Genomic DNA, 25,047 nt, shown 5'->3' with positions numbered 1-25,047 from the left:
GGGCCTGGCCGAACCGCCTGCTGAGACGTTCGGCCAGGCTTGGGCATGAAAAAGACCGGGTCGCGACCCGGTCTTTGCACGTCAGGGCTCTACGCTTCAGCGGCCGAGCACCAGCTTCAGCCCCAGGCCGACGAACACCGTGCCGGCGAGCCGGTCGAGCCAGCCGCCGACGCCGGGGCGGCGCTGCAGCCAGGCGCCGACCCGGCCGGCACCGTAGCCGAGCAGGCCGAACAGCAGCGCCGCCTGCAAGGTGAACAGCACGCCGAGCTGGGCGATCTGCCAGCCGGTGTGGCCGGCGTGGCTGTCGACAAACTGCGGCAGAAACGCCAGGAAGAACAGCACCACCTTGGGGTTGATCGAATTGGCGATCAGGCCCTTGCGGAACAGAGCCCACGCTGGCTGCGACGCCGCCGCCCGGGCCTGGCCGATGCCGCCGCCAGCGTGGCGGATCGCCTGCACGCCCAGGTACACCAGGTACAGCCCGCCGGCGAGCTTCAGCGCGGTGAACGCCATTGGTGATGCGGCGATCAGTGCCGACACGCCGAGCGCGGCCAGCACGGTGTGGTTCAGGCAGCCGGTGGCGCAGCCCAGGCCGAACGCCATGCCGGCGCGGCGGCCGCGCGCGGCGCCGGTGCTCAGCACCATCAGATTGTCCGGGCCGGGTGAGACGGTGATCAGCATCGCGACGGCGAGAAAGGTCAGGGCTTGGTCGAGGCTCAGCAGCATGGCGTATCCTTGTGATGAGGGCCGGCAACACGCCTACGGTAACCCCGGTCGGGTTCGGCCGCCAAGTGGCGGGCGGTCCGCTGCCGAGGCCATCACTCCTGCGGGTGGCTGGCGATGCGCCGCTCGCCCGATATGGTCCTTCTTCCCCTTAAGCCTACGGTGTCGTCATGCGCCTGTTCTTCGCCTGCTGGCCACCGGCCAACGCCTTGGCCCGTCTCGATCGGCTCGGCCGTCAGCAGGCGCGGGCACTCGGCGGCAAGGCCACACCGATCGAACGGCAGCACCTGACGCTGGCCTTTCTCGGCGAGGTCGACGACAACCGCGTGGCCGAGCTGAGCGCGCTCGGCGCCCGGCTCGCCGCCACGGCGGCGGCGTCATCGCTGCGTTTCGACCGTGTCGGCAGCTGGGACAACGGCATCGGCTGGCTGGCACCGACCGAACCGTCGGAGCCGCTCACCGCCTTGGTCGAGGGCCTGCGCCGCGAGCTGGCGGCGGCCGGCTTCGCGGTGGAGCACCAGCGCTATCGCCCGCACCTGACCCTGCTGCGCCGCGCGCGGCGGACGATGCGTACCCATCCGGTCGCGCCGGTGCGTTGGCCGCTCGATCATCTGGCACTGCTCGCGTCGACGCTGGGGCCACACGGGCCGAGTTACCGCGAGCTGGCGCGCTGGCCGCTCACCGGTGCGGCGCTGAGCGTGCCCTTGTACGGGGTCGACTTCAGCAGCCGACCGAGCCGGCAGAAGCCGATCGTGGTCGCGGCCGGGCGGCTGGCAGGCGATGTCTGTACGCTGGAGGCGCTGCAGCGCCACCCTACTCTGGCCGGCTTCGAGGCGTTCCTCGCCACGCCCGGGCCTTGGCTGGCCGGTTTCGATTTCCCGTTCTCGTTGCCGCGCGCGCTGGTCGAGGCGGAAGGATGGCCGAACACGTGGCCGGCGCTGATGGCGTGGCTGGCAGCGTTGCCGGCCGACGAGGCGCGGCCATACCTCAAATCGCGGTTCCAGGCCTGGTGCGACGCGCGTCCGGCCGGGCATAAGTTCGCCCACCGCGGCTGCGACCGGCTAACCGGCTCGTCGCCGTCAATGAAGTGGGTGAACCCACCGGTGGCGTGGATGCTGCTGGAGGGGGCGCCGCGTCTGGCGCAGGCCGGGGTCAGCGTGCCGGGCCTCGCCGGCGGCGACCCGCAACGGGTCGCGCTGGAGGCCTACCCCGGCTACCTCGCCCGGCAGATCACCCGCGCCTCGTACAAGAGCGATCAGCAGGCACGGCAGAGCGTGGCGCGCCGCGACGAGCGTGTCCGCATCGTCACGGCGCTGGAATCGGGCACCCTGCCCGGCTGGCCGCGCCTGTTGGCACCTGAGGCGCTACGTGCCGAACTGATCGACGACGCCGGCGGCGACGCGCTCGACGCCACACTGTGTCTAATCCAGGCGGCGTGGGCCGAACGGCGTCGTGACCAGCGCTTCGGCCTGCCGGCCGGCATCGACCCGCTGGAGGGCTGGATCGTGTCGGTGCCGGGCGGGTAGCCGTCGTGATCCGCCGCCGTGCGGTTTAGCGCCGCTGACAGATCCCTCCCGGCGTTGTTGCCTTGCCGTACGCCTTGTACTGTCTGCGGCAGTGCGCCTGGCCGGGGTCGCTTCGCTGGGTTTTGTCAGCGGCCCTTAGCCGTGTTGCGGCGAGCGGGTTTTTCCCGCCCTTACACCCGCCGACCGACGATGATCAGGTCGCGCTTCACCCCGTCCAGTTCCGCCACTTGCGACAGCTCGCCCCAGCGGCTAAAGCCATAGCGCTCGAACAGCGCCAGGCTCGGCTGGTTGTGGCCGAAGATGAAGCCGAGCAGCGTGTCGATGCCCAGCCCGGGCGCGCGGGCGAGTGCTTCGTCGAGCAGGCGCCGTCCCAAGCCCAGGCCGCGACTGTCTTCGCGCAGATAGATGCTGAGCTCGGCAGTGGCCTGGTAGGCCGGGCGGCCGTAGAAGTCAGACAGGCTGGCCCAGCCAACCACCTCTCCTTGCCGTTCCAGTACCCACAGCGGGCGCCGCTGCGGCTGGTGCGCGTCGAACCAGGCTTGTCGGCTCTCGATGCTGACCGGCTCCAGGTCGGCGGTGACCTGACGCGAGGCGACGGTGCTGTTGTAGATGGCGACGATGGCCGGCAGATCGGCGGCGGTGGCGAGGCGAAAGATCGGCTTCATGGGTCTTCAAGGGAGGGCGTTGGTTGCAGATGCCGACCATTGTGGCGCAGCCGCCGTCAACCGTTAAGCGCCGCTGACGACCTTTCCAACATTGCCGCCCTGCCTTGCGGTATGCCCGAGCTCTGTCACTGGGCCAAGACGTCGGCTTTCTGTCAGCGACGCTCCAGGCCGGTTGGCCGGGCCGTGCCCCACACCTTGATCGCCAATTACAGCCGAGGGGCGTGGTGTTTTTGTCCGGTGGGATGGGGGCTGTTTGCCGCGGTTTTTTCGGTTCGTAATGCTACAAAAGTCGACATGTAATTTATTTAATGAATAACATGCGTATCTAAATGTTATTCGTCGAGGACGGCGCCGATGGGGGCCGGCAGCGCTACCACCTTGCCGCTTGTCGGAGTGCCAACCGCGGTTGTCGATTGTTGCAGTGGTCCGACAGGGCTAGACGGAACGGTCGGTTATTACGCCAAGTCGTTCATTTTTCGATGGAAATGTCCGCGCTATTCGATTATTAGGTTGGGATGCCATTGCCCGCTGTTTATGACTATGCCAAAGCATATGTCATGAACGGCGAGTAAACTAATAAACGATCAGACAGCGGCCGGGACTGAACACGAGCCGCAAATAACTACAAAGGGATTCCACTCTGTTCAACTTTCCGGTTTCGCGGATCGAGGGGATCGTACTTCGTCACCTTGATGTGCCCGCTATTGCGCTGCTGTACGCCCTGGTCGGATGCGCGGCCACCCTGCTGTTTCCATCGCAGGGGCTGTTACCGGCGCCACTGTGGCCGCCCGCCGCGCTGGCGCTGGTGGTGTTCATCTGGCGTGGCGGGCGCGGTCTGACCGGGGTCTGGCTCGGCGCATTCTGGCTCAGTTTCCAGCAGGCCGGCCTGCCGTGGCCGGAGGCGATGCTAGCCGGCGCCACGTCGGCGCTGGGGCCGTGGATCGGCGCCAGCCTGTTGCGACGGCTGCACCGCGCGCCGCTGCGCCTGTCGCGCCAGAGCGACGTTTGGTCGTTCCTGTGGTGCGGCACGATGCTGTCCTCGCTGATCTCCGCGCTGGGCGGTGCCGCGGCGATCGGTCTGGCCGGCAGCGGTGACTCCTTGACCCTCGCCACCCAGTTCCTGCGCTGGTGGCTGTCCGACGCCGGCGGCATCCTGCTGTTCGCGCCGTTGGCGCTGTTGGTGCTCGATGCCTTTAGACGCCCCGGCTTCTGGGGGCAGTGGCGCCTGTTGGAGAGGCTGATCCTGACCTGCTGCACGCTGGGGGTCGCCACCGTGCTGTTCTGGCTGGTCCACGATGGCCGCGGCCAGCTGGCGGTGCTGTCGTTCCTGCTGCTGCTGCCGATGCTCTGGACGGTGGCGCGCTTCCCGCTCTGGCAGTCGCACCTCTTGTCGACGCTGGTGGCGCTGGTGGCAATCGCCGGCACCGCGCAAAGCGGCGGGGTGTTCTACATCGACTCGATTCGTCAGGCGCTGTTGTGCACCGGTACCTTAGTGATGGTGCAGTCGATGGCGCTCTTGGTGGTCGGCGCACTGGTGGCCGAGCGCGAGGAGTCTGCGCTGTTCCTGCGCGACGTCAATCAGCACCTCGAGGACAAGGTGCGCGAGCGCACCCGCGAGCTGACCGAAAGCGAGGCACGCTTCAAACTGGTGGCCGACGCTGCGCCGTTCCCGATGGTGATGAATCAGCTGTCCGACGGCCAGGTGGTGTACGCCAACCCGCGCGCCGAGGCGCTGTTCCACTACCAGCTGTTGCCGGGTTCGCCGCTCTACGTGCAGTCGTTCTACGCCAGCGAGACCGAACGCGAGCAGATCTCCGGCATCCTGCGCAACCAGGGCACTATCCTCGATCGCGAGGTCGAACTGATCGACGGCTACGGCCGGCGCTTCTGGGCCTGGCTATCGTGTACCGTGATCAAGAGCAACGGCGTGCTGTGCGTACTCACCGGCATCAACGACATCAGCGAGCGCAAGCGCCTCGAGTCCAGCCTGAAGGCCGCCAACGACGCGCTGCGCCGCCACGTCAGCGAGATCGAGGAGCTGCAGCACGGTCTGCGCGAGCAGGCGGTGCGCGACCCGCTGACCGGGCTGTTCAACCGCCGCTACCTCGACAGCACCCTGCCGGGCACGCTGTCGCACCTGTTGGCGCTGCAGCGCCCGGTCGGGGTGATCATGCTCGACGCCGACCACTTCAAGCAGATCAACGACAACCACGGCCACCTGACCGGCGATATGGTGCTCGCCACGCTCGGCCAGTACCTGCGCTCGCACTTCCGCAGCGACGACATCGTCTGCCGCTACGGCGGCGAGGAATTCATCGTGGTGTTGCCGGGCGCGTCGATGGAGATCAGTTACGCCAAGGCCGAGGCGCTGCGTCAGGGCGTTGCCGAGCTGGTGATCCAGTCGACCAATGGGCCGCTGTCGATCACTCTGTCGCTCGGCGTCGCCTGTGCACCGCAATACGGTATCGACGTGGAAAGCCTGCTCGATGCGGCCGACGCGGCGCTGTACGCCGCCAAGACCGACGGCCGCAACCGGGTCTACCGGGCCTCTCCCAACGGGCCGGTGCCGACCGGCGTTGCGCTGCTGCGCACCGAGCAGCAGCGGGCCTAGCCGGTCCAGCGGCGGGGCCGGCCGCTGTGCTACCATCGCCCGAATGAAAGAACTCTACCGACTCCTGCACGAGCAGGGCTTCGGCAGTCGCAAGGAATGCCGCAAGCTGATCGAGGCCGGGCTGGTGCTGATCGACGGCGAGCCGGCCGCCGACTACCGCCAGCCGGTCGACCCCGCCAGTCCCGGCGAGCTCGAGGTGGACGGCGAAGCCTGGCCGCTGCTCGACCTGCCGCTCTACCTGATGCTGCACAAGCCGGGCGGCTACGAGACCTCGCACCGGCCGCTGCACAACCCGAGTGTGTTCCACCTGTTGCCGTACCAGTTCGAGGCGCTCGGCATTGCCGCGGTCGGCCGGCTCGATGTCGATACCACCGGCCTGTTGCTGATGAGTACTGACGGCCAGTTCGTCCACGCGCTGACATCGCCGAAGAAGCTGGTGCCGAAGTGCTACCGGGTGACATTGAAGCACCCGACCGACGACGAGCTGGTTGGCCGGCTGCTGAAGGGTGTGTACCTGAAGGACGACGACGAGAAGATCGTCGCCGAAGCGGTCGACGTGCGCGACGCGCACACTATCGATATGACCATCACCCAGGGCAAGTACCACCAGGTCAAGAGGATGGTCGCCGCCGCCAGCAACCGGGTCGAGGCGCTGCACCGGCTGAGCCTCGGCGAGGTCGGGCTCGGCGACTTGGCCGAAGGCGAGTGGCGCTGGCTGAGCCGCGAGGAGCTGGCGGCGTTGGGTTTTTGAGCGCTGTACTGTGAGCGATCCGGCACCGGTAGATAGGGAAGTTCGCTGATCCGACAGGCGCTAACGATTTAGGGCCGCCTTGGCCAGTCATGAAAAACGGGAAGCCTCGGCTTCCCGTTTTTGCTCTGTGTCAGACGGCTCAGTAGCCCATCTCCAGCGCCATCCGCAGGCACTGCGTCTCGTGGCGGTGTGCCTCGCTCTCCTTGCCGGTGGCCTCGAACAGCCGCGCCAGTTCGGCGTGCGCAGTCAGCGTCGGAGTCAGCGACAGGCTGGCCTCCAGATAACTCTGCGCCTTGCCCCACAGATGCTGCGCCAAGGCCAGGCGGCCGAGCGCCAGCAACAGCAGGTGGTCGTCCGGGCGGCTCTTCAGCCAGCCCTCGGCGTCGTGCATCAGAGCCAGACGCTTGTCCGGCGACAGCGAGGCGGCGAGGTGGCCGAGTTTCTGCGCCAGCTCCGGCGTGGCGCGCTCCTCGTCGCCGAGCGCCAGCGCGATCAGCGTCGCCGCCTGGTCGCTGTCGTCGAGCGTAGTCAGCCGTGCCACCACGTCGGCCAGCAGGTCAGGGTTGGCACGCTCCACCTCCGGGATGCGCTTGAACCAGGCCTGGATCTCCGCGCCGCTGGTGAGCGAGCCCAGCTGCTGGCGATAGGCGGTCAAACGGTAACGACGCGCCTGTTCGGCGTCGAGCGCGTCCGACTTCAACAGCTTCTCGGTCAGCGCCAGCACCGCGTCCGGCTGCTTCTGCAGCAGGCGGATGCGCAGCTCGATCTTCAGCGCACTGGTCAGGTTCGGCGAGATCGACCGGGCGCGTTCAATCGCCGCCAGCGCGCCGGGCGCGTCCTTGGCGTCCAGCTTCAGCTCGGCTTCCAGCACGTGGTGCGCCAGCTGCAGCCGCGCCGGCAGGCCGTCGAGCTTGGCGAGGTACTGGTTGCGCTTCTCGTAGTCGCGCATCGAACCGGCGGAGCGCGCCGCGATCAACAGCGCCAGCGCGCGGTTCTCCTCGCTGTACTCGTCGTCGATGGCGCGGATCGCCTCGCGTTCGGCGCGCTGGAAGCGGCCCTCGAAGAAGGCGATGCCGGCCTCGCGCAGCGCGTGGCGGGCAGCCTTCAGCTTCTTCTGGCGCTGGAAGCGGCGCACTTCCTCGGGCATTCGCGCGGCGAGGCCGATCAGCCGCAGCGCGAAATGCACCACCACGATCAACAGCAGGACGCCGATGATCAGCGCGTTGAATGATACTTCCAGCCGGTACGGCGGCAGAAACAGGATGGCGTAGCCGGTGTTGACGGTGGAGGCGAGCCCCACCAGCACCGCCAGCGCGAACAGGCCGACAATCCAGATCACGAATTTCACGGCTGGTCTCCCGTGCCCTGCGCGTCGCGCACCGCCTTCAGGCTGGTGTTGAGGTCGGGCAGCGCGACGTTGAGCGGCGCGCCCTTCAGTTCGGCCAAGGTGGCGAGCCACTTCTGTGTGGCCGGCGCGTCGCGGTCGAAGTAGCGCAGCACGTAGCTTTCAGCGCCGGCGACGTCGGAATTATAGGTGTTGCCGTCGCGCTGGATCAGCGCGAGACGGGCGTCCAACAGGCGCAACTTGAGGTTCTCGCGCAGGAAGAACGCTTGCTCCGGCGACAATAGCAGCGCTTCGGGCTTGTCCATCCGGCGGATGTGCACCAGCTCGCCGAGGCTGCGGCTGACATCGGCGATCAGGCGTTCCCACAGCGGTTCGGACGCGGCCACCGGCGCCGGCAGCACGTTCTGTTTGCCCGGCGCCAGGCGGTGCTGGTCGATCGCCAGCGGCAGCGCGTCGACGCCCAGTTGCAACCGGTCGATCTTAACCGTCAGGCCGACCGTGTCGAGGTAGGGTAGTGCCTTGAGCGTTTCCAGGTCCTTCGCCACCGCGCGTTTCACGCTGATCAGCTGTGGCCGGTCGAATTTGGCGAGCCGGGCGTCGACGCTTTCGAGCGCGGCGATCGTCGCCGGCACGTTGCCGGCCAGCTGTAGCTGCTGGCTGGCGACCGCCAGCGTGTGCTCGACCTCGGACAGCAGCCAGTCGGAGCGGTTCTTGGTCAGCTCCTGGTACATGCTATTGAGCGTGGCGTACTGGCCGGCCGACTCGTTGACGCGCGCTTCGATCACCGCCAGCTTGCCGTCGGTGGCACGGCTGGTCGACAGCGCCTGCTCGGTCAGGCCGCGCAGTTCCTTGGCGGCGCCGCCCGACTCGGCCAGCCGCTGTGCCAGCGCCAGTTTCACGTCGGCCAGTTCGCGGCGGGTGTCGTAGTACTGCCAGCCGGACACGCCGAGCGCGACCAGCGCAACCAGCAGCGCGGCCGACAGCGGCGAGCGCCGCGCGGGCTTGAGGGGAGTGGATTCGATGGTTTGCGTTTCGCTCATGGGTGGCGTTGGAACCATTCGCTAAGGCCGTCGACCAGTGCGTCGTCGCCGGCCAGGGTTGTCACGACATGGCGCGCGCCAAGCTGCGCGAGCCGTTCGGCGATGCGTGCGTGCGGCACGCTGTATAGCAGCGATTGTAACGTCGCCTCGCGGGGGCGGCCAGCCAAGCTGAATAAGCGCTCGGCGATTTCGGTCGAGGTGACGCAGGCGGCTACCAGTGTGCCAGCATCCGCCGCGCTGTCAAACGCCGCCCAGTCGGGCGTGGCGTCGACGCGTCGGTACACTTCGGCGAACTCGACCGTCGCGCCGCGGGCGGCCAGCCCTTCGGCCAACTCGGCGCGGCCGCCGACGCCGCGCACGATCAGTACCCGCTGGCCGGCGAGCTCGGCCAGCGCCGGTTCGGTGAGCAAGGCGGCGCTGTCCGCGCCGCTGGCCGGGCACAACACCGGGCGACCGGCCAGCGCCGCGAGGCGTCGCGCGCTCGGCGCGCCGACGCAGGCGAGCTTGGCCGCAAGCGGCCGCTCGGCCAGCGCCGGCCAGGCGACGTCGATCGCGCTCGGGCTGACGAAGACCAACCAGTCGGCGCGTTCGGCCAAGGTCGGCAGCGCGGCCAGCGCCGCGGGCTGCGGCACGATCTCCAGCAAGGGAAACGCCAGCGGTGTGGCGCCGGCGGCGGTCAGGCGGGCGGCGAGCGCGGCGCTTAGCGCGGCCGGGCGGGTCACCAGCACGGTGCGGCCGGCGAGGCCCATCGCTAGCGCGCGCCTTCGGCCAGCACCGCCGCGATCAGCGGCAGCGCGCCCTGATCGATCAGCTTCTTCGCCACCACCCGGCCGAGCGCATCGGCGTACTCGAGCGGCGCGCTCGCCTCGGCGCGCAGCACCACCGAGCCGTCCGGGTGGGCGACCAGCGCGCGCAGCGTCAGCGCGCGGTCGCAGAGCGTGGCGTAGGCGCCGAGCGGCACTTGGCAGCTGCCGCCCAGTTCGCGTGCCAGCGCCCGCTCGGCGCTGACGCAGGCGGCGGTATCCGGGTGGTTGAGCGGCGCGAGCAGCGCGGCGACGTCGGTGCGGTCGGCGCGGATCTCGATGCCGAGCGCGCCCTGGCCTGCGGCGGGCAGGCTCTCGGCCGGGTCGAGTTCGGCGCGGATCCGGTCGGCCAGCTCCAGCCGCTTCAGGCCGGCGGCGGCCAGGATGATCGCGTCGTAGTCGCCGTTGTCGAGCTTGGCGAGTCGGGTCTGCACGTTGCCGCGCAGCGGCTTCACCGTCAGTTGCGGATAGTGCGCGCGCAGCTGCGCCTCGCGGCGCAGGCTCGAGGTGCCGACCACGCTGCCTGCCGGCAGTTCGGCGAGGCTGGCGTAGGCGTTGCAGACGAAGGCGTCGCGCGGGTCTTCGCGCTCGCTGATCGCCGCCAGCTCGAAGCCGTCCGGCAGCGTCATCGGCACATCTTTAATGGAATGCACCGCCAGATCGGCGCGGCCGTCGGCCAGCGCGGTTTCCAGCTCCTTGACGAACAGGCCCTTGCCGCCGATTTTCGATAGCGTCTTGTCGAGGATCTGGTCGCCCTGGGTGGTCATGCCGAGGATCTCGACGCTCAACTCCGGGTAGAGCGCCTCGAGGCGGGCCTTGACGTGCTCGGCCTGCCACAGGGCGAGCCGGCTCTCGCGGCTGGCGATGACAAGTTTCTTCATGATGCGCGGGGTGTAGATTGGAATAGACAATGGATGCGCCGATTCTAGCACGGGGTGAAGCGACCGCTCGGCGACGGGCCGAACGGCCTTGTGCCGCTTTATGGCATATATAAGAAATATATATAGCAAATCGAGCTAAGGGAGGGGTGGCACGAACTTGGTATGATCGATAGTCGCCCGGAGATCCGTCAGGCAAGCTGCGGCAAGCGCCGCGAGCGGCGGCTTGCCTGACCGCTTTTCACACCATTTCATAACCATAGCCATATCGGGGAAATAGATGTCTCACCAAGCACTGGACAAGGACCTGCCGCTCAAGCAGGACCTGGCGCGGCTCGACGCGCTGCTGGCCGAGATCCTGGCCGAACAGAGCGGCCAGGCGATCCGCGCGGAACTCGCCGCCTTGCCGGACGCCGGCGCCAGCGCCGACGCACTGGCCGGCCGGCTCGCCACGCTCCCGCCGCAGGACACCACCGCGCTGGTGCGCGCCTGTGGCTTCTACGCGCAGATGTACAACATCGCCGAAGACCTGCACCACGCCCGCCGCCGCCGCGCGCACAAGCTGGCCGGCTCGGCGCCGCAGCAGGGCAGCCTGAAGCGCGCGCTGCAGAAGCTGCGCGAGGACGGCGTGACGCTGAAACGGCTGGCCGACACGCTGGCCGACGCCAGCGTGGTGCCGGTGCTGACCGCACACCCGACCGAGGTGCAGCGCCAGAGCGTGCTGGACGGCCAGCGCGCGGTGCGCACCTTCCTGTGCCAGCTCAACCGCGACGACCTGACCGACGACGAGCGCGAGGAGCTGACCGCCAAACTGAAACGTGTGCTGTTGACCTTGTGGCAGACCTCGGAAATCCGCCACTTCCGGATGACGGTGAAGGACGAGATCGAGAACGGCGTCGCCTACCACCCGCTGACCTTTTTCCAAGCGCTGCCGCGCTTGTACGAGCGGCTGGAAAAGCAGATCCGCGCCGGCTGGGGCGAGGCGCCGGCCTTGCCGTCCTTCGTCAAGGTCGGCAGCTGGATCGGCGGCGACCGCGACGGCAACCCGAACGTCGACGCCGACGTGCTGCGCCATGCGATCACCCGCCAGGCCGACGTGGCGTTCGAGCATTATTTCTACGAGCTGGCCGGGCTGTACCGCGAACTGTCGCTGTCCAGCCGTCGCGTCAGCGTCAGCGCCGACGTGCAGGCGCTGTCCGACGCCTCGCCCGACCAGGCCGAGGCGCGTCGCGAGGAACCGTACCGCCGCGCCTTGGCGCGGATCGAGGCGCGCCTGGCCGGCGCGTCGGCGGTGCGCGGGCTGGCCGCGCGCGGTCGCTACCCGGCCGCCGAGCCGTACCCGGACGCGGCGGCGTTCGCCGCCGATCTGGCGGTGCTGGCCGATTCGCTGCGCGCCAACGGCAGCGCGATGTTGGCCGAAGAGGGCCGCTTGAGCCGGTTGATCCGCGCCATCGACGTGTTCGGCTTCTACCTGATGCCGGTCGACCTGCGTCAGCATGCCGACAAGCACGCCGCGGTGGTCGCCGAGCTGTTTGCGCAGGCCGGGCTCGAGGAATACGGTGCGCTCGACGAGGCGGCACGGGTGCGGGTGCTCAGCCGCGAGCTGGCCACGCCGCGGCTGCTGTACTCGCCGTACCTGTCGTACAGCGCCGACACCGAGAAGGAGCTGGCGATCTTCCGCGAGGCGAACCGCGTCAAGGACGTGTTCGGCGAGGGCGCGATCAGCCAGAGCATCATCTCCAACTGCGCCACCGTCAGCGACATCCTGGCGCTGGCGCTGCTGTGCAAGGAAACCGGGCTGATCCGGCTCGAAAACGGCACGCCGCGCGCGCGCCTGAACCTGGTGCCGCTGTTCGAGACGATCGGCGACCTGCAGAACGCCACCGTGGTGATCGATGCGCTGTTCGCGCTGCCGTGGTACCGCCAGCTGCTGCAAAGCCGTGGCGACCTGCAGGAAGTGATGCTCGGCTACTCGGACAGCAATAAGGACGGCGGCTACCTCACCAGCCAGTGGGAACTGTTCCAGGCCGAGAAGCGGCTGGTGCAGAGCTTTGCCAAGTCCGGCGTCAAGCTGCAGCTGTTCCACGGCCGCGGCGGCTCGGTCGGCCGCGGCGGCGGCCCGTCGTACGAGGCGATCATGGCGCAGCCGGCCGGGTCGGTGGCCGGGCGGATCCGCATCACCGAGCAGGGCGAGGTGATCGCGTCCAAGTACGCCGACACGCTGAACGGCGCGCGCAACCTCGAGGCGCTGGTCGCCGCCACGCTGGAGGCGAGCCTGACCGGCGCGGCGGGCAGCGAGACCGACGAGTCGGTGTTCGCCGAGCTGTCCGGCGACGCGTTCGCCGCCTACCGCGCGCTGGTCGAGACCGACGGCTTCATGCAGTACTTCATGGAGGCGTGCCCGATCGCCGAGATCGCCAAGCTCAACATCGGCAGCCGTCCGGCGTCGCGCAAGAGCCTCACCTCGATCAAGGACCTGCGCGCGATCCCGTGGGTGTTCTCCTGGTCGCAGGCGCGGCTGATGCTGCCGGGCTGGTTCGGCTTCGGCTCGGCGGTGTCGGCGTTCCTGGCGCGCCACGGCGATGCCGGCCTCGCGCGCCTGCAGAGCCTCTATCGCAGCTCGCCGTTCTTCAAGGTGGTGCTGTCGAATATGGAGCAGGTGATGGCGAAGGCGGATCTCGCGATCGCGCGCCGCTACGCCACGCTGGTGTCCGACCAGAGCTTGGCCGAACGGCTGTTCGGCGCGATCGAGGCCGAATGGAACCAGACGCAGAACGCCTTGTTCGCGATCACGGGCCAGACCCGACTGCTGCAGGACAACCCGTCGCTGGCGCGCAGCCTCGCGATCCGGCTGCCGTATTTGAACACGCTGAACCTGCTGCAGGTCGAGCTGCTGCGCCGGCTGCGCGAGGACGCCAACGACGCCGAGGCGCTGTGCGCGATCCATCTGACCATCAACGGCGTGGCCGCCGGCCTGCGCAACAGCGGCTGATTCGCTCGCGCTAGGGCTAGAAAAAAAACCGGCCGGGTTATCCCCGGCCGGTTTTTTTTGTGTCGGCTCAGCCGGCCGCCTGCTGTTTGCGCCACTCGCGAAAGCGCATGACGGCGGCGTCGCGGTCGGCCCAGCAGCGCGCCACGCTGGGGCGCTCGCCTAGCGTCTTGAACAGCGCGCTCAGTTCGGCCGACTCGTCGAGCAGGCTAGCACCGAACAGCGACCGGGTCGACTCGACGAGGCCCGGCAGCATCGCCGCCGCGCTGACGTCGGCCAAGGTGAAACCGTCGCCTGCCAGCCACGGTGTCAGCTTGGCGCGGCGCAGTAGCGCGGCGACGCCGCGGCGCATCTTCGCCAGCGCCTCGTCGCGCTGCTCGGCACTGAGCGGGCTGTCCCACATCAGGTGGCTGCTCAGCGGGATACCCGGGGTGTACAGGTAGAGTTCAAACAGCGCGGTCAGCTCGCGCACGTGCGCGCGGCCGAGCGGAGTCGGCGGCAGCAGTGCGGTAGTCGGGTACGCGTCTTCCAGCCATTCGAGGATCACCGACGATTCGGCCAACGGTTCGCCGTTGATCTCGACGAAGGGGATCTTGCCCATCGGGCTTTTGGCCAGCAGCTCCGGCTCCTGCGACGGCGGGGTGAACTGCTCCTGGAAGTTCACGCCCTTTTCGATCAGGGCGATCTTGACCTTGTTGTAGTGGGGGGACAGCGCGGCACCGTACAGGGTGATCATCGGACACTCTCCATCGGGGGGAAGCCTCTTTGTAGCACGAATGCCAACGGGATTGGGCGCAAAAAAAAACGCCGCCCGGGTGGGCGGCGTGCTGTCATCGTACTGGTCTCTTAGCGCGCGGCGGTCAGTGTCATCTGCTGCGCCTTCTGCGCCAGCAGCTTCTTGATGATCGGCACCGCCTGAGCGGCGGCCTTCTCGCCCTCGAGGATCGCCTGGTTGCGCTGGGCGAAGCCGGTGGTGCCGATGTGCTGCACCTGCGGGCGGATGATCACGTCGGCCTGCTTCAGTTCGTGCTGCAGCATCGGCACGCTCATGATGTTGAGGCTCTGGTCGAGGATCGCCAGGAAGCCGCCGCCGCTGCCGGCGCGTGGTCGCGCCGAGATGTCGACCGCGATCACGAAGTCGGCGCCCATCTCGCGCGCGGCGCTGACCGGCACCGGGCTGGTCAGGCCGCCGTCGACGTAGCGGCGGCCGTTGATCACCGCCGGCTGGAACACGTTCGGGATGCTTGCCGACGCGCGCACTGCCTGGCCGGTATTGCCGGTCTTGAACACCATCCGCGCACCGCTATCGAAGTCGGTGGCGACCGCGGCGAACGGCCGGGCCAGTTTCTCGATCGGGCGGTTGCCGACCTGGCGGTTGACGTAGTTGGCGAGCGCCTCGCCCTTGATCACCCCGTCGCTCGACAGGCTGAAGTCGGTCAGGTTGGTCTCGTCGAGCTGCACCGCCTTCAGCTGCAGCTGGAAGCCGTTCAGACCCGACGCGTACAGGCTGCCGACCAAGGCGCCGGCGCTGGTGCCGGTGATGATGTCGGCCTTGATGCCGGCGTTTTCCAGCACCTTGATCACGCCGATGTGGGCGAAGCCCTTGGCGGCGCCGCCGCCGAGCGCCAGCGCGATCTTCGGTTTCGGCTGCGGTTTCACCTCGGCCGGCGGGGTGGGAGGGGCGACCGGGGTTGGTGCGGTGGTCGAGGTACAGGCGGCCAGCGTCAGCGCGGCCAACAGGGTAATAGGGCGTAACAGTGATTTCATCATTGAAAAAGGCCGGGGTCGCCGGCCTGGGCATGCTCTCATAAAGATAATCATCGGCGCGGTGCTTGACCGGGCTTGGCGAATTCGATCACCTGGCGGCCGTCGGGCAACAGGTTGGCCTTCTGCTTCGGCCGGCCGAACCAGGCGTGCCCGTATACGACTTCATAAGTCGCCGGGAGTTTCCCGTCGCGGCGACGCACCTCGTAGGCGGCGCACACCTGCTGCCAGGCGTGCTTGCCCATCAGGCCGCGGCCGCGGCCGCCGGTGGCGTTGTGCGCGCCGATCGCCTTCAGGTCCTGCATCACGCCGCGCGCGTCGTCGTAGGTCAGCACGATCTTGTCCATGTCCATCACCGGCTCGCCGAAGCCGGTGCGCACCAGCGCGTCGCCCAGGTCGTGCATGTCGATGAACTGGTTGACGTGGGTGGCGCCGTCGACGCCGGCGAATGCCGCGCGTAATTCCAGCAGTGTGTCCGGGCCAAGCGTCGAGAACATCACCAGGCCGTCCGGCTTGAGCACGCGGCGGAACTCGGCGAACACCGAGTCCGGCACGTTCACCCACTGGATCGCCAGGTTCGACCAGATCATGTCGACGCTCTGGTCGGCGAGCGGCAGCGCCTCCAGGTCGCCGCATACCTGCCACGGCGAGCGCGCCTTGCCCAGCAGTCGGCCGAAGAAGCCGGCGCCGTCCTGCTGCTTGACGCGCGACGCCTGCAGCATCGCCGCGGCCAGATCGAGCTCGATCACCCGCGCGTCCGGGTAGCGCTCGCGCAGCTGCGCGGCGCCGTAGCCGGTGCCGCTGCCGGCGTCGAGGATCACCGCCGGCTCGTGCTTGATGTAGGCGAGCCGTTCGGCCATCCGGTCGGATACTTCGCGCTGCAGCACGGCGGCCGAATCGTAACTGGCGGCGGCGCGCTCGAAGGCGGCGCGCACCCGCGCCTTGTCGGTGTAAAAGGCTTCGCTCATGCGTGGTGGTCCAGGTGGCGGCGCAGCGCCGCCAGAAACTCGGCCTCGTGCGACAGGAACGGCGCGTGCGAGGCCTGCGGAAATTCGGTCAGGGTGGCGTCCGGCAGCGCGTCGGCCAACCAGCGCCCGGCGCCGATCGGCGTGATCATGTCGCGCGCGCCGAACAGCAGCGCGGTCGGACAGCCGATCTCGGGCGCGATGGCGCGCGCGTCGGCGTCGAGCAGCAATTGTAACGCGGGTGCCAGCCCTTGAGGGCGGCCGTGCGAGAACAGCAGCTCGCGCAAGGCCTTCAGTGTGTCGCGCGCCGCGGGGGCACCGAGCGTCTGCAAGGCGAGGAAGCGCTCCAGCGTCAGCTCGAACGCGGTGTCGAGGCTGGCGCCGACCGCCTCGATCTGCGCGCGCGGCTGCGCATGGTCCCAGCTCTCGTCGCGCACGAAGCGCGGGCTAGTCGACACCAGGGCCAGGCTCCGTACCGAGTCGGGGTGGCGGTGCGCCCAGTGCTGGGCGATCAGGCCGCCGAGCGACCAGCCGACGAGATGCAAGGGCAGTGGAAATTGCTCGGCCAACTGGTCGGCGATCGCGTTGGCAGTATACGGACCGGCGGGGAGGGGGCTGGCGCCGTGGCCGGGCAGGTCGACCAGATGCAGCGTGTAGCTATCGGCCAGTTGTTCGGCCACCCGGGCGAACACGCCGCCGTGCAGTCCCCAGCCGTGCAGCAGCACCACGTCCGGGCCGCGGCCCAGCGTTTCAACAAAACAGCTCATCGGCGCAAGATGCGGGCAAAACGCTATTTTCGCAAGAGCGCGATGCGAAAGAAACCGCCGAGGCCGGCCGTTTCGTCGTGGATCTTGGTAAGGCCGGTGGCGGCGACGATGTCGCCGAGCCGGCGGTTGATGTCGGTGGCGATCAGCCGGGTCAGTAGATTGGCCGAACGGCGCAGCAGGCCGGCATGGCCGGCGTCGGGCAGGAACTTGTCGAACACCACCACCCGGCCGCCCGGCTTCAGCACCCGCTCGACTTCCTTGAGGCAGGCGACCGGGTCGGGGATCACCGCCAGGATCAGGTGCAGCACTACCGCGTCGAATTCGCCGTCGGCGAACGCCAGCTTCTCGCCGTCCATCACCCGCGCCTCGACGGCGAGGCCGAGCGTGCGGGCGCGCGCCTGCAGCTTCGCGAGCATGCCGGGCGAGATGTCGATGGCGGTCAGCCGCTGGCTGGGCATCAGGAAGTCGAGGTCGAGACCCGTGCCGGCGCCGACGATCAGCAACCGTTCGTCGGGTAGCGGCTCGAGCAGGTTGATCGCGCGCCGCCGCTGGCCGGCGAACACCACCGCCACGCGGTCGTAGAACGGCGCGTAGAAGTTGTAGCGCAAGCGGTTAAATTGGCTGGCAAGCGGGTGCGACATGGTCGGCCACCTTGACGAGTGGCGTCGCCAGGCGCGACCAGTCCAGTTGCTCGGCCGGTGCCGGCGCCGCGAAGTAGAAACCCTGCAGGGTGTGACACCCCATTTCACTTAGACGGCGCAGCTGGCCCTCGGTTTCCACCCCCTCGGCGACCACCTCCAGGCCGAGTGCCTCGGCCAGTGCCAGGATGGCGCGCACGATCGCATCGGCCTCGTCCTTGCTGTCGACCTCGCTGACGAAGGCGCGGTCGATCTTCAGCTTGTCGAAGCGATAGCGGTGCAGGTACGAAAGCGCCGAGTAGCCGGTGCCGAAGTCGTCGAGCGCAAGGCGCACGCCGAGCTTGCGCAGCGCCGCCATCACCATCGCGGCGGTGTCCGGCTCGTCGATCAGCGCACTCTCGGTGATCTCCAGGTACAGCGTGCCGGGCGGCAGGTCGAGCTGGCGCACCAGTTGGGTCAGCCAGGTGACGAAGCCCGGGTCGTGGAAGTTGGTCGACGACAGGTTGATGTGCAGCGCCAGCGACGCCGGCACCCGGCCGGTCAGCTGCCAGCGGGTCAGCTGGCGGCAGGCCGCCTCGATCATATAGCGGTCGAGCCGGACGATCAGGCCGCTTTCCTCGGCCACCGGCAGGAAGGTGGCCGGCGACAGCATGCCGCGCTCCGGGTGGCGCCAGCGTACCAGCGTCTCGAAGCCGACCAGCTCGCCGCTGATCGCGTGCACGAACGGCTGGTAGTAGGGGATCAGCTGGTCCTGTTCCTCGAGCGCGCGGCGCAGCTCCGACTCCAGCGCCAGCTGGTCGGCCTGGTCGCGGCGCAGCGCGTGGTTGAACAGCGTGTAGCCGTGCCGGCCCTGCTGCTTGGTGCGGTACATCGCGTGGTCGGCGTCGCGCAACAGGTCGTCGGCCTGGTGGTACAGGTCGCGGTCGGCCAGCACCACGCCGACGCTGGCCGAGGTGAACACCTCGCGGCTGTGCAGGATCACCGGGTGTTCGAACTCGGCGACGATGCGCCGCGCGATCGGCTCGCAGTCGTCGAAGCTCTTCACGTCGGACAGCAGCACCGCGAACTCGTCGCCGCCGATCCGCGCCAGGAAGTCGGTCTGGCGCAGGCAGCGGTGCAGCCGCGCGCCGACCTCGAACAGCAAGTGGTCGCCGGCCAGGTGGCCGAGCGTGTCGTTGACCCGCTTGAAGCGGTCCAGGTCGATGAACAGCACCGCGAAGCGGTGGCCGCCGGCGATGAACTGCTCCCAGCTCTCGCGCAGCGTTCGCGCGAAGTAGGCGCGGTTGGGCAGGTTGGTGAGCGGGTCGTGCAGGCTGTCGTACTTGAGCTGGGCGTTGGCCGCGTCGAGCTCGCTGGTACGCTCGCGCACCCGCGCCTCGAGCGCGGCGTACGAGCCCTGCAGCGCCTCGAGCGCGCGCAGCCGCGACAGCGCCGCACCGATGTGGTTGGCGACGAATTCGAGGATTTCCTGCTCGCGCAGGCTGAAGCGCACCGTGCTGTCGTCACTCGACACCGCCAGCACGCCCAACAGATTGTGTTCGCTGAACAGCGGCACCCCCAGCCAGTTGATCGGGTTGCCGTCGCCCTGCGTCTTGCTGGTGGTCAGCAGCGGCCGGCCGCTGTGCAGCACCTGCTCGATCGCGCCGCGCCCCGGGCGGCGCGGCGCGGTGCTGCCGGCGCTCGAGCTGTACGGGAAGCTCAGCAGGTCCTGGCCGGCGTCGTACAGCGCCACCAGGCAGTGGCTGGCCGGCATCAGTTCGGCCAACAGCCGGTGCAGGCCGGCGAGAAAGGCGCCCAGCGACAGACTGGTGTTGGCCAGCTCGGCGATCCGGTACAGCACGCCGTGCAGCCGCTCGTGGTGCTGGCGGTCGGCGACCTCGGCGCGCAGCCGGGCGTTGACCCCCTCCAGTTCGCTGGTGCGGCACTGCACCTGGCGCTCCAGCTGGCTCGGGTAGCGCAGCGTGTCGAGCGCGAAACCGAGGTGGCGGGCCAGCAGCAGCAGGCTGGCCTGCTCGGCGGTGGACAGCGCCTCGCCCTGGTAGCGCTGCAGCACCAGCGCACCGACCGGCTGGCCGAGCGCGTTCACCAGCGGCACCGCCATGCCGCTGGCTGGCAGCGGGGCGTGCGGCGGGCACGGCCAGCCCTGTTCATGGATCAGCCGCACCAGTGCGTCGCGGCTGTAGTAGAGCGGCTGGCCCGACTGCAGCAGGTGGCCGACCAGCCGCGGCGGCAGCGCGTCGGCGGCCGGCTGGGCCGGGTCGAGCGGATGGCGCTCGTCGCGGTAGAACGGAAAGCGCAGCGCGGCGTGCTCGTCGTCGAGCAGTGCGATGTAGCAGTGCTGCGCGTCCATCAGCCGCTCCAGCCGCCGCAGGAACTGCTGCGCCAGTTCCTCGGCGTGGCCGCACTGGTGGCCGAGTTGGCTGATGTCGAGCAGGATTTCGTGGGACAGGCGGGAGACGGTCAGCGCGTCGCGCAGCCGGACGCACAGCAAGTGGCCGGCCAACAGCTCGGCGAGCGCATCGAGGTCGGGACAGGCCTGGCCGCGCCAGACCAGCCAGCCGACCGTCTGCTCCGCTTCGCGCAGCGGCAGCGCGCCGCCGTCGGGTGGCGCGGCCAAGCCGGCCTGCAGCGCGTCGGCGCTGGGCAGCGCGTCGGCCTGGCCGAGCGCCGCCAGCCGCAGCCAGCGTTGGCCGCGTTGCGCCCAGATGGCGAGGGCCGACAGCGAGCCGTGGCGGGCCAGCATCGCCAGGGCTTTGTCGAGCGCGGCCGGCGGCGTTATCAGGTTATCAGCCGTGCTTGTCATCGAATGATCGTGGCGCTTTCCGCATATATACACACTACGACAGACCGGGAGCTTTCTTTAGCGTCGCTAATAAATCTCCGGCGTCGTTGCCCTGGGGCTTGCTCGCGGCTCTTCGTGCGTAGCAGGGCGGCAGCGCCGCACCCCCTGTGTCCAAATCGCCCGTCCGACATCCCCCGATCGGCACCGAGCACGGCACAGGGCTGATCGGGGCCCCTATTCGAATTGTTGCAGCACGTCGGCCAGCTGTCGGCAATCCTCCTCGCTGTGCGCCGCCGACAGCGCGATGCGCAGCCGCGCACTGCCTTCCGGCACCGTCGGCGGACGAATCGCCGGCACCCACAGCCCGGCCTCACGCAGCGCTGCGGCCACCCGCAGCGCGTCGGCGTCGCTGCCGATCACCAGTGGCTGGATCGGCGTGCGCGAGTCGCCCAGCGTAAATCGGCCGGCGCCGAGCATCGCACGGCATTGTTGCACCCGTTCGAACAAGCGTTCGCGCCGCCAGCCCTCCTCGCGCAGCAGTGCGACGCTGGCGCTGACCGCGCAGGCCAAGGCCGGCGGCTGCGCGGTCGTATAGATATAGCTGCGCGCGCGGTTCACCAGCCAGTCGATCAGCCGACGCGAGCCGAGCACCGCGGCGCCGGCGACGCCGGCGGCCTTGCCGAGCGTGATCATGCCGATCACCCGTTCCGAGCCGGCGAGCGCCGGGCATTCGCCGAAGCTGCCGCGGCCGTCGCCGAGCACGCCGAAGCCGTGCGCGTCGTCGAGGTACAGCCAGGCGTCGAACCGTTCGGCCAAGGCGAGCAGGCCGGCCAGCGGCGCCTCGTCGCCGTCCATGCTGTAGACCGCGTCGACGGCGATCAGCCGGGTGCCGGCGGGGCTCTGTTCGAGCTGTTCGGCGAGCTGCTCGAGGTCATTATGCTTAAATCGCTTAAAAGTCGCACGCGATAATACGCACGCGTCATTCAGCGACGCGTGGTTGAGCTTGTCGGCGAACACGGTGGCGTGGCGGTCGAGCAGGGCGGTGAGCACGCCGAGATTGGCGGCGTAGCCGGACGAGAACAGCAGCGCCGCCTCGACGCCGACGAAGTCGGCGAGCGCCGCCTCGGCCGCCTCGTGCGCGCCGAAGTGGCCGGCGACCAGGTGCGAGGCGCCGCCGCCGACCCCCCAGCGCGCCACGCCTTCTTGGACCGCTGCGATCAGGCGCGGGTGGTTGGCGAGGCCGAGGTAGTCGTTGCTGGCGAACGAGATGAACTCGCGGCCGTCGATGACGAGCTGGGTGCCTTGCGGGCTGTCGAGCAGAGCGCGGTGGCGGTAGCGGTGCGTGTCGGACAGCGCCGACAGCGCATCGGCCAGTTGGTTGGGGCGCATGGGGTCCTCATGAAAAATTGGCCGAAACCGTCTCATTATATAGAGAGTGTTTCGGCCAACCGGTGGATAGGAATGACGCGGGTTTAAAGTGGCGCGAGGTCGAGCTTGGTCAGCAGCGCGCGGTCGGCCTCGACGTCCGGGTTGCCGGTGGTCAACAGCTTGTCGCCGTAGAAGATCGAGTTGGCGCCGGCGAGGAAGCACAGCGCCTGCATCGCCTCGGGCATGCCGCGCCGGCCGGCCGACAGCCGCACGTAGCTCTCCGGCATGGTCAGCCGCGCCACCGCGATGGTGCGCACGAACTCGGTCCAGTCGAGCTCTTCGGCGTCCTCCAGCGGCGTGCCTTCCACCTTCACCAGGCTGTTGATCGGCACCGACTCCGGCTGTGGCTCGAGGTTGGCCAGCTGGGTGATCAGCCCGGCGCGATCCTCGCGCGTCTCGTTCAGCCCGACGATGCCGCCGCAGCACACCGACAGGCCGGCGCCGCGCACCTTGCCGAGCGTGTCTAGGCGGTCCTCGTAGTCGCGGGTCTGGATGATGTCGGCGTATTTGTCCGGTGCGGTGTCCAGATTATGGTTGTAGTAGTCGAGGCCGGCGCCCTTGAGCTTCTCGGCCTGACCATCCTTGAGCAGGCCGAAGGTGGCGCAGGTCTCCAGCCCCAGTTCCTTGACCTGACGCACCATATCCAGCGTCTGTTCCAGGTCGGCATCCTTCGGGCCGCGCCAGGCGGCGCCCATGCAGAAACGCCCGGCGCCGTTGGCCTTGGCGGCGCGCGCGGCGGCGACCACCTGGTCGACCGTCATCAACGGCTCGTTCGGCACCGGCGTGTCGTGGTGCACCGACTGCGGGCAGTAGCCGCAGTCTTCCGGACAGCCGCCGGTCTTGATCGACAGCAGCGTCGACAGCTGCACCCGGGTCGGGTCGAAATACTGGCGATGCACCTCGGCGGCGCGGAACACCAGTTCCATGAACGGCAGCGCGTACAGCGCCTCGACTTCGCCGACCGACCACTGGCCGGACTCGCGGTGCGGGGTGGCCGGGCGCTGGAAAACGATCTGATTTGAAGACATATCAATAATTGTCGTCTATGAAGGTTTAAGAACACTGCGAGTGATGCTGCGCGATGCCCCCTACGCTGTCAAACCTGCTGGATCGATTTGTTAACAACTGCCCATTTTTTGAGCAGCAATGCGCGTTGTGTGGCAGTCGAGATGCGCTTAATGGACTTTGTGCTGTTTGTCAAGACGGTCTGCCGTGGTTTAGTGGTCTGAGCTGTCCGCATTGCGCCTTGCCGCTCGCCGTCGCGGCGCCGTCATGCGGTCAATGCCAGCGTTTGCCGCCGTTTTTCGACCGGCTCGACGCCGTCCTGCGCTTCGATTTCCCGCTGGCCGGGTTGTTGCACGCCTGGAAATACGGCCGGCGTTACGAATTGTCCGGGGTGATGGCGCAATTATTCGCGCTAAATGTTGCCAACGTCGGCGAAAAACCAGACTTGGTGCTGCCGGTGCCGCTGGCGCCGGCCAGGCTGGCCGAACGCGGTTTCAACCAGAGCGAGGTGCTGGCGCGTGCATTCGCTGCTACACTGGCCAGCCCGTTTTCGGCGACACGAGTGTGGAGAAAACGCAACACCCCGCCGCAGGCCCGTTTAACGCTGGCCGAAAGGCGCCGCAATTTGCGTGATGCCTTTGGCGTAGACCCTGCCGTAAAAGGGCTTCACGTACTGCTGGTGGACGACGTTGCCACCTCGGGATCGACCCTCTCGGCGCTGGCGCTGGTGCTGAAAAAACAGGGGGCAAAACGGGTCGACGCCAGAGTGCTGGCACGGGCCATTTTTTCTAAAACTTGACCAAGCGTTTGATTCCTTGGAACAATCCGCCTCGCTATCAATGTTTACCGTAGTTCTTTACCAGCCGGAAATCCCGCCCAACACGGGCAATGTGATTCGATTATGTGCCAACACCGGCTGTGAACTGCACCTGGTCAAACCGCTGGGCTTCCCGCTCGACGACGCTAAATTGCGTCGGGCCGGACTCGATTACCACGAGTATGCCCGGCTGGTGGTTCATGAAGACTTCGACGCCTGCCTGACCGCGTTGTCAGGGCGCCGGATCTTCGCCGCCACCACCAAGGGTGCCACCCGTCATGACCAGGTGGCTTTCCTCCCCGGGGATGTACTGCTGTTCGGCCCCGAGTCGCGCGGCCTGCCGGAAGACGTGCTTGCACGCTTTCCTGCCGAGCGCCGGATCCGGCTGCCGATGCGGCCGGATTCCCGCAGCATGAACCTGTCCAACGCCGTGGCGGTGACAGTGTTCGAAGCCTGGCGCCAAACCGGCTTCATTGGAGGGAGTTGACGTTCACCGTTGGCACAACAGCATAAGGGAGGTATATGAAACCTGTTCTCCGATGGCTGTGGCTAGCTTTTCTCAGTCTGGTACTGGTGGCCTGCTCCACCGTAAAACCCGCCAGTGCCACCAGTCAGCCCAAGAAGGTCGCCAGCAATAAAGGCGCCTATTTCCAGAAAGACGGCCCGGCCGCGCACATTCCAGTGAACCTGGAGCTGGTGCCGGACGCGGTCCCGCAGAACGAGCCGCTCATCCGGTCCGCCAACCGCCCGTATACCGCGATGGGCATGAGCTTCCGTCCGGATACCAGCGCCAAACCCTACCAGGTGGTGGGGCGGGCGTCCTGGTACGGCAAGCAGTTCCACGGTCGCAAGACCACCTCGGGTGAACGCTACGATATGTTCGCGATGACCGCGGCGCATCCGACGTTGCCGATCCCGAGCTATGCGCGGGTGACCAATCTGCAGAACGGCAAGGAAGTGATCGTGAAGATCAACGACCGCGGTCCGTTCCACCCGCATCGGGTGATGGACATGTCGTACGCGGCCGCCTACAAGCTCGGTTTCGTCAAGAACGGCAGCGCCAAGGTGCGCATCGAGCGCGTCTGGCCGGCGGCCGGTGGCGAAGCGGTGGCGCACAACGAGCGCGCCGCCGAGCTCAAGCCGGTCTACCTGCAGCTGGGCAGCTTCTCGAAGCTTGCCAGTGCCGAGTCGCGGCTGAAGGAGCTGGTCGGCCACTTCGACAGCCAGCAGGACGCCAAGCTTGCCATCGTCAACCAGCAGGGCAACTACCGCGTGCGCATGGGGCCGTTCGACAACCCGGCCGAGGCGCAGAAGACCGCGGCCGAACTGAGCGTGACCGCTCAGGTGACCTCCAGTTAAGCGGGGTCTGACCATCGAATGTAAAAAGGCGAGGAACTCAGGTTCCTCGCCTTTTTTTGTGGCTGGTCGGGACGTAAAAAAACCCCGGTCCCGCAACGGGGCGGGCCGGGGTCAGAAGCGCCTCAATGTCAGATCAAGGCACCCGCTCAGGGAGGGTAGCGGGAGGCGCCATAATGACGCCTGCGTACTTA

At 68.1% G+C, this 25,047-nt stretch carries 21 protein-coding genes; 7 read left to right on the top strand and 14 right to left on the bottom strand.

What is annotated here, in order from left to right; genetic code table 11:
* Positions 1-96: 96 nt before the first annotated feature.
* Complete coding sequence (locus tag ACZ2IA_RS01155; protein WP_470290714.1) at positions 97-726, bottom strand: LysE family translocator; 630 nt, start codon at positions 724-726, stop codon at positions 97-99.
* Positions 727-893: 167 nt separating this feature from the next.
* Between ACZ2IA_RS01155 and thpR the strand changes: the two genes are divergently transcribed.
* The gene (gene thpR, locus ACZ2IA_RS01150) at positions 894-2,249 is read left to right on the top strand and encodes an RNA 2',3'-cyclic phosphodiesterase (RefSeq protein ID WP_470290713.1); all 1,356 of its coding nucleotides are present in this window, start codon (positions 894-896) and stop codon (positions 2,247-2,249) included.
* A gap of 170 nt (positions 2,250-2,419) precedes the next feature.
* On the opposite strand, the gene ACZ2IA_RS01145 is transcribed toward thpR, so the two are convergent.
* A complete protein-coding gene (locus ACZ2IA_RS01145; protein ID WP_470290712.1) occupies positions 2,420-2,914 on the bottom strand; it encodes a GNAT family N-acetyltransferase in 495 nt (164 codons plus the stop codon).
* Between the two features lie 694 nt (positions 2,915-3,608).
* Here ACZ2IA_RS01145 and ACZ2IA_RS01140 point away from each other — a divergent pair.
* On the top strand, positions 3,609-5,525 hold the full coding sequence (locus tag ACZ2IA_RS01140) for a sensor domain-containing diguanylate cyclase (RefSeq protein ID WP_470290711.1): 1,917 nt from the start codon (positions 3,609-3,611) through the stop codon (positions 5,523-5,525).
* A 43-nt stretch (positions 5,526-5,568) separates the two neighbouring features.
* A complete protein-coding gene (locus tag ACZ2IA_RS01135) occupies positions 5,569-6,276 on the top strand; it encodes a pseudouridine synthase (protein ID WP_470290710.1) in 708 nt (235 codons plus the stop codon).
* 139 nt (positions 6,277-6,415) lie between these two features.
* Here ACZ2IA_RS01135 and ACZ2IA_RS01130 read toward each other — a convergent pair whose 3' ends face one another.
* The 4 genes from ACZ2IA_RS01130 to hemC are packed head-to-tail and all read right to left on the bottom strand — an operon-like array spanning position 6,416 to position 10,345.
* Positions 6,416-7,624 (bottom strand): heme biosynthesis HemY N-terminal domain-containing protein, encoded by a 1,209-nt coding sequence (locus ACZ2IA_RS01130; RefSeq protein WP_470290709.1) that lies wholly within the window; start codon positions 7,622-7,624, stop codon positions 6,416-6,418.
* Positions 7,621-8,661 (bottom strand): uroporphyrinogen-III C-methyltransferase, encoded by a 1,041-nt coding sequence (locus ACZ2IA_RS01125; RefSeq protein ID WP_470290708.1) that lies wholly within the window; start codon positions 8,659-8,661, stop codon positions 7,621-7,623. The genes ACZ2IA_RS01130 and ACZ2IA_RS01125 overlap by 4 nt, the downstream gene beginning before the upstream one ends.
* The gene (locus tag ACZ2IA_RS01120; protein WP_470290707.1) at positions 8,658-9,410 is read right to left on the bottom strand and encodes a uroporphyrinogen-III synthase; all 753 of its coding nucleotides are present in this window, start codon (positions 9,408-9,410) and stop codon (positions 8,658-8,660) included. The genes ACZ2IA_RS01125 and ACZ2IA_RS01120 overlap by 4 nt, the downstream gene beginning before the upstream one ends.
* A 2-nt stretch (positions 9,411-9,412) precedes the next feature.
* The gene (hemC, locus tag ACZ2IA_RS01115; protein ID WP_470290706.1) at positions 9,413-10,345 is read right to left on the bottom strand and encodes a hydroxymethylbilane synthase; all 933 of its coding nucleotides are present in this window, start codon (positions 10,343-10,345) and stop codon (positions 9,413-9,415) included.
* Between the two features lie 277 nt (positions 10,346-10,622).
* On the opposite strand from hemC, the gene ppc reads away from it, so the two are divergent.
* Positions 10,623-13,334, top strand: a complete 2,712-nt coding sequence (gene ppc / locus ACZ2IA_RS01110) for a phosphoenolpyruvate carboxylase (RefSeq protein ID WP_470290705.1) — start codon at positions 10,623-10,625, stop codon at positions 13,332-13,334.
* 67 nt (positions 13,335-13,401) lie between these two features.
* Here the strand turns inward: ppc and ACZ2IA_RS01105 are convergent, their stop codons facing one another.
* The 8 genes from ACZ2IA_RS01105 to bioB all read right to left on the bottom strand — a co-directional run bounded on the left by ACZ2IA_RS01105 (position 13,402) and on the right by bioB (position 22,703).
* Complete coding sequence (locus ACZ2IA_RS01105; RefSeq protein ID WP_470290704.1) at positions 13,402-14,067, bottom strand: glutathione S-transferase family protein; 666 nt, start codon at positions 14,065-14,067, stop codon at positions 13,402-13,404.
* A gap of 110 nt (positions 14,068-14,177) precedes the next feature.
* Entirely contained in the window at positions 14,178-15,098 is a 921-nt protein-coding gene (locus ACZ2IA_RS01100) for a patatin-like phospholipase family protein (RefSeq protein ID WP_470290842.1), read from the bottom strand.
* A gap of 50 nt (positions 15,099-15,148) precedes the next feature.
* On the bottom strand, positions 15,149-16,063 hold the full coding sequence (gene bioC, locus ACZ2IA_RS01095) for a malonyl-ACP O-methyltransferase BioC (protein WP_470290703.1): 915 nt from the start codon (positions 16,061-16,063) through the stop codon (positions 15,149-15,151).
* Complete coding sequence (bioH, locus tag ACZ2IA_RS01090) at positions 16,060-16,827, bottom strand: pimeloyl-ACP methyl ester esterase BioH (RefSeq protein WP_470290702.1); 768 nt, start codon at positions 16,825-16,827, stop codon at positions 16,060-16,062. The genes bioC and bioH overlap by 4 nt, the downstream gene beginning before the upstream one ends.
* 23 nt (positions 16,828-16,850) lie before the next feature.
* Positions 16,851-17,468 (bottom strand): class I SAM-dependent methyltransferase, encoded by a 618-nt coding sequence (locus ACZ2IA_RS01085; protein ID WP_470290701.1) that lies wholly within the window; start codon positions 17,466-17,468, stop codon positions 16,851-16,853.
* Entirely contained in the window at positions 17,440-20,268 is a 2,829-nt protein-coding gene (locus ACZ2IA_RS01080) for a bifunctional diguanylate cyclase/phosphodiesterase (RefSeq protein WP_470290700.1), read from the bottom strand. Before ACZ2IA_RS01080 ends, ACZ2IA_RS01085 begins: the two co-directional genes overlap by 29 nt.
* A 213-nt stretch (positions 20,269-20,481) precedes the next feature.
* Positions 20,482-21,636 carry an 8-amino-7-oxononanoate synthase gene (gene bioF, locus ACZ2IA_RS01075; protein WP_470290699.1) on the bottom strand — a complete coding sequence of 385 codons (1,155 nt, stop codon included), beginning with the start codon at positions 21,634-21,636 and terminating at the stop codon, positions 20,482-20,484.
* An 83-nt stretch (positions 21,637-21,719) separates the two neighbouring features.
* A complete protein-coding gene (gene bioB / locus ACZ2IA_RS01070; RefSeq protein ID WP_470290698.1) occupies positions 21,720-22,703 on the bottom strand; it encodes a biotin synthase BioB in 984 nt (327 codons plus the stop codon).
* A gap of 53 nt (positions 22,704-22,756) precedes the next feature.
* Here bioB and ACZ2IA_RS01065 point away from each other — a divergent pair, with 53 nt between their 5' ends.
* The 3 genes from ACZ2IA_RS01065 to ACZ2IA_RS01055 are packed head-to-tail and all read left to right on the top strand — an operon-like array spanning position 22,757 to position 24,856.
* A complete protein-coding gene (locus tag ACZ2IA_RS01065; RefSeq protein ID WP_470290697.1) occupies positions 22,757-23,479 on the top strand; it encodes a phosphoribosyltransferase family protein in 723 nt (240 codons plus the stop codon).
* 40 nt (positions 23,480-23,519) lie between these two features.
* Positions 23,520-23,984, top strand: coding sequence for a tRNA (cytidine(34)-2'-O)-methyltransferase (locus ACZ2IA_RS01060; protein WP_470290841.1), 465 nt, complete (start codon positions 23,520-23,522; stop codon positions 23,982-23,984).
* A 35-nt stretch (positions 23,985-24,019) separates the two neighbouring features.
* Positions 24,020-24,856: a septal ring lytic transglycosylase RlpA family protein gene (locus tag ACZ2IA_RS01055; RefSeq protein ID WP_470290696.1), complete on the top strand. Its 837-nt coding sequence runs from the start codon at positions 24,020-24,022 to the stop codon at positions 24,854-24,856.
* The last annotated feature ends 191 nt before the right edge of the window (positions 24,857-25,047 follow it).

The sequence above is a fragment of the Crenobacter sp. CS_VA4 genome, from assembly GCF_055597485.1.
Note: the sequence above shows the minus strand (reverse complement) of the source record. Positions and strands in the feature narration are given on the sequence as shown.

Excerpts from the sequence above, each read along its gene's own strand:
- ACZ2IA_RS01155 (WP_470290714.1), bottom strand. The coding sequence starts at position 726 with ATGCTGCTGAGCCTCGACCAAGCCCTGACCTTTCTCGCCGTCGCGATG.
- thpR (WP_470290713.1), top strand. The coding sequence starts at position 894 with ATGCGCCTGTTCTTCGCCTGCTGGCCACCGGCCAACGCCTTGGCCCGT.
- ACZ2IA_RS01145 (WP_470290712.1), bottom strand. The coding sequence starts at position 2,914 with ATGAAGCCGATCTTTCGCCTCGCCACCGCCGCCGATCTGCCGGCCATC.
- ACZ2IA_RS01135 (WP_470290710.1), top strand. The coding sequence starts at position 5,569 with ATGAAAGAACTCTACCGACTCCTGCACGAGCAGGGCTTCGGCAGTCGC.
- ACZ2IA_RS01125 (WP_470290708.1), bottom strand. The coding sequence starts at position 8,661 with ATGAGCGAAACGCAAACCATCGAATCCACTCCCCTCAAGCCCGCGCGG.
- ACZ2IA_RS01120 (WP_470290707.1), bottom strand. The coding sequence starts at position 9,410 with ATGGGCCTCGCCGGCCGCACCGTGCTGGTGACCCGCCCGGCCGCGCTA.
- hemC (WP_470290706.1), bottom strand. The coding sequence starts at position 10,345 with ATGAAGAAACTTGTCATCGCCAGCCGCGAGAGCCGGCTCGCCCTGTGG.
- ppc (WP_470290705.1), top strand. The coding sequence starts at position 10,623 with ATGTCTCACCAAGCACTGGACAAGGACCTGCCGCTCAAGCAGGACCTG.
- ACZ2IA_RS01105 (WP_470290704.1), bottom strand. The coding sequence starts at position 14,067 with ATGATCACCCTGTACGGTGCCGCGCTGTCCCCCCACTACAACAAGGTC.
- ACZ2IA_RS01100 (WP_470290842.1), bottom strand. The coding sequence starts at position 15,098 with ATGAAATCACTGTTACGCCCTATTACCCTGTTGGCCGCGCTGACGCTG.
- bioC (WP_470290703.1), bottom strand. The coding sequence starts at position 16,063 with ATGAGCGAAGCCTTTTACACCGACAAGGCGCGGGTGCGCGCCGCCTTC.
- bioH (WP_470290702.1), bottom strand. The coding sequence starts at position 16,827 with ATGAGCTGTTTTGTTGAAACGCTGGGCCGCGGCCCGGACGTGGTGCTG.
- ACZ2IA_RS01085 (WP_470290701.1), bottom strand. The coding sequence starts at position 17,468 with ATGTCGCACCCGCTTGCCAGCCAATTTAACCGCTTGCGCTACAACTTC.
- ACZ2IA_RS01080 (WP_470290700.1), bottom strand. The coding sequence starts at position 20,268 with ATGACAAGCACGGCTGATAACCTGATAACGCCGCCGGCCGCGCTCGAC.
- bioF (WP_470290699.1), bottom strand. The coding sequence starts at position 21,636 with ATGCGCCCCAACCAACTGGCCGATGCGCTGTCGGCGCTGTCCGACACG.
- bioB (WP_470290698.1), bottom strand. The coding sequence starts at position 22,703 with ATGTCTTCAAATCAGATCGTTTTCCAGCGCCCGGCCACCCCGCACCGC.
- ACZ2IA_RS01065 (WP_470290697.1), top strand. The coding sequence starts at position 22,757 with ATGCCCCCTACGCTGTCAAACCTGCTGGATCGATTTGTTAACAACTGC.
- ACZ2IA_RS01060 (WP_470290841.1), top strand. The coding sequence starts at position 23,520 with ATGTTTACCGTAGTTCTTTACCAGCCGGAAATCCCGCCCAACACGGGC.
- ACZ2IA_RS01055 (WP_470290696.1), top strand. The coding sequence starts at position 24,020 with ATGAAACCTGTTCTCCGATGGCTGTGGCTAGCTTTTCTCAGTCTGGTA.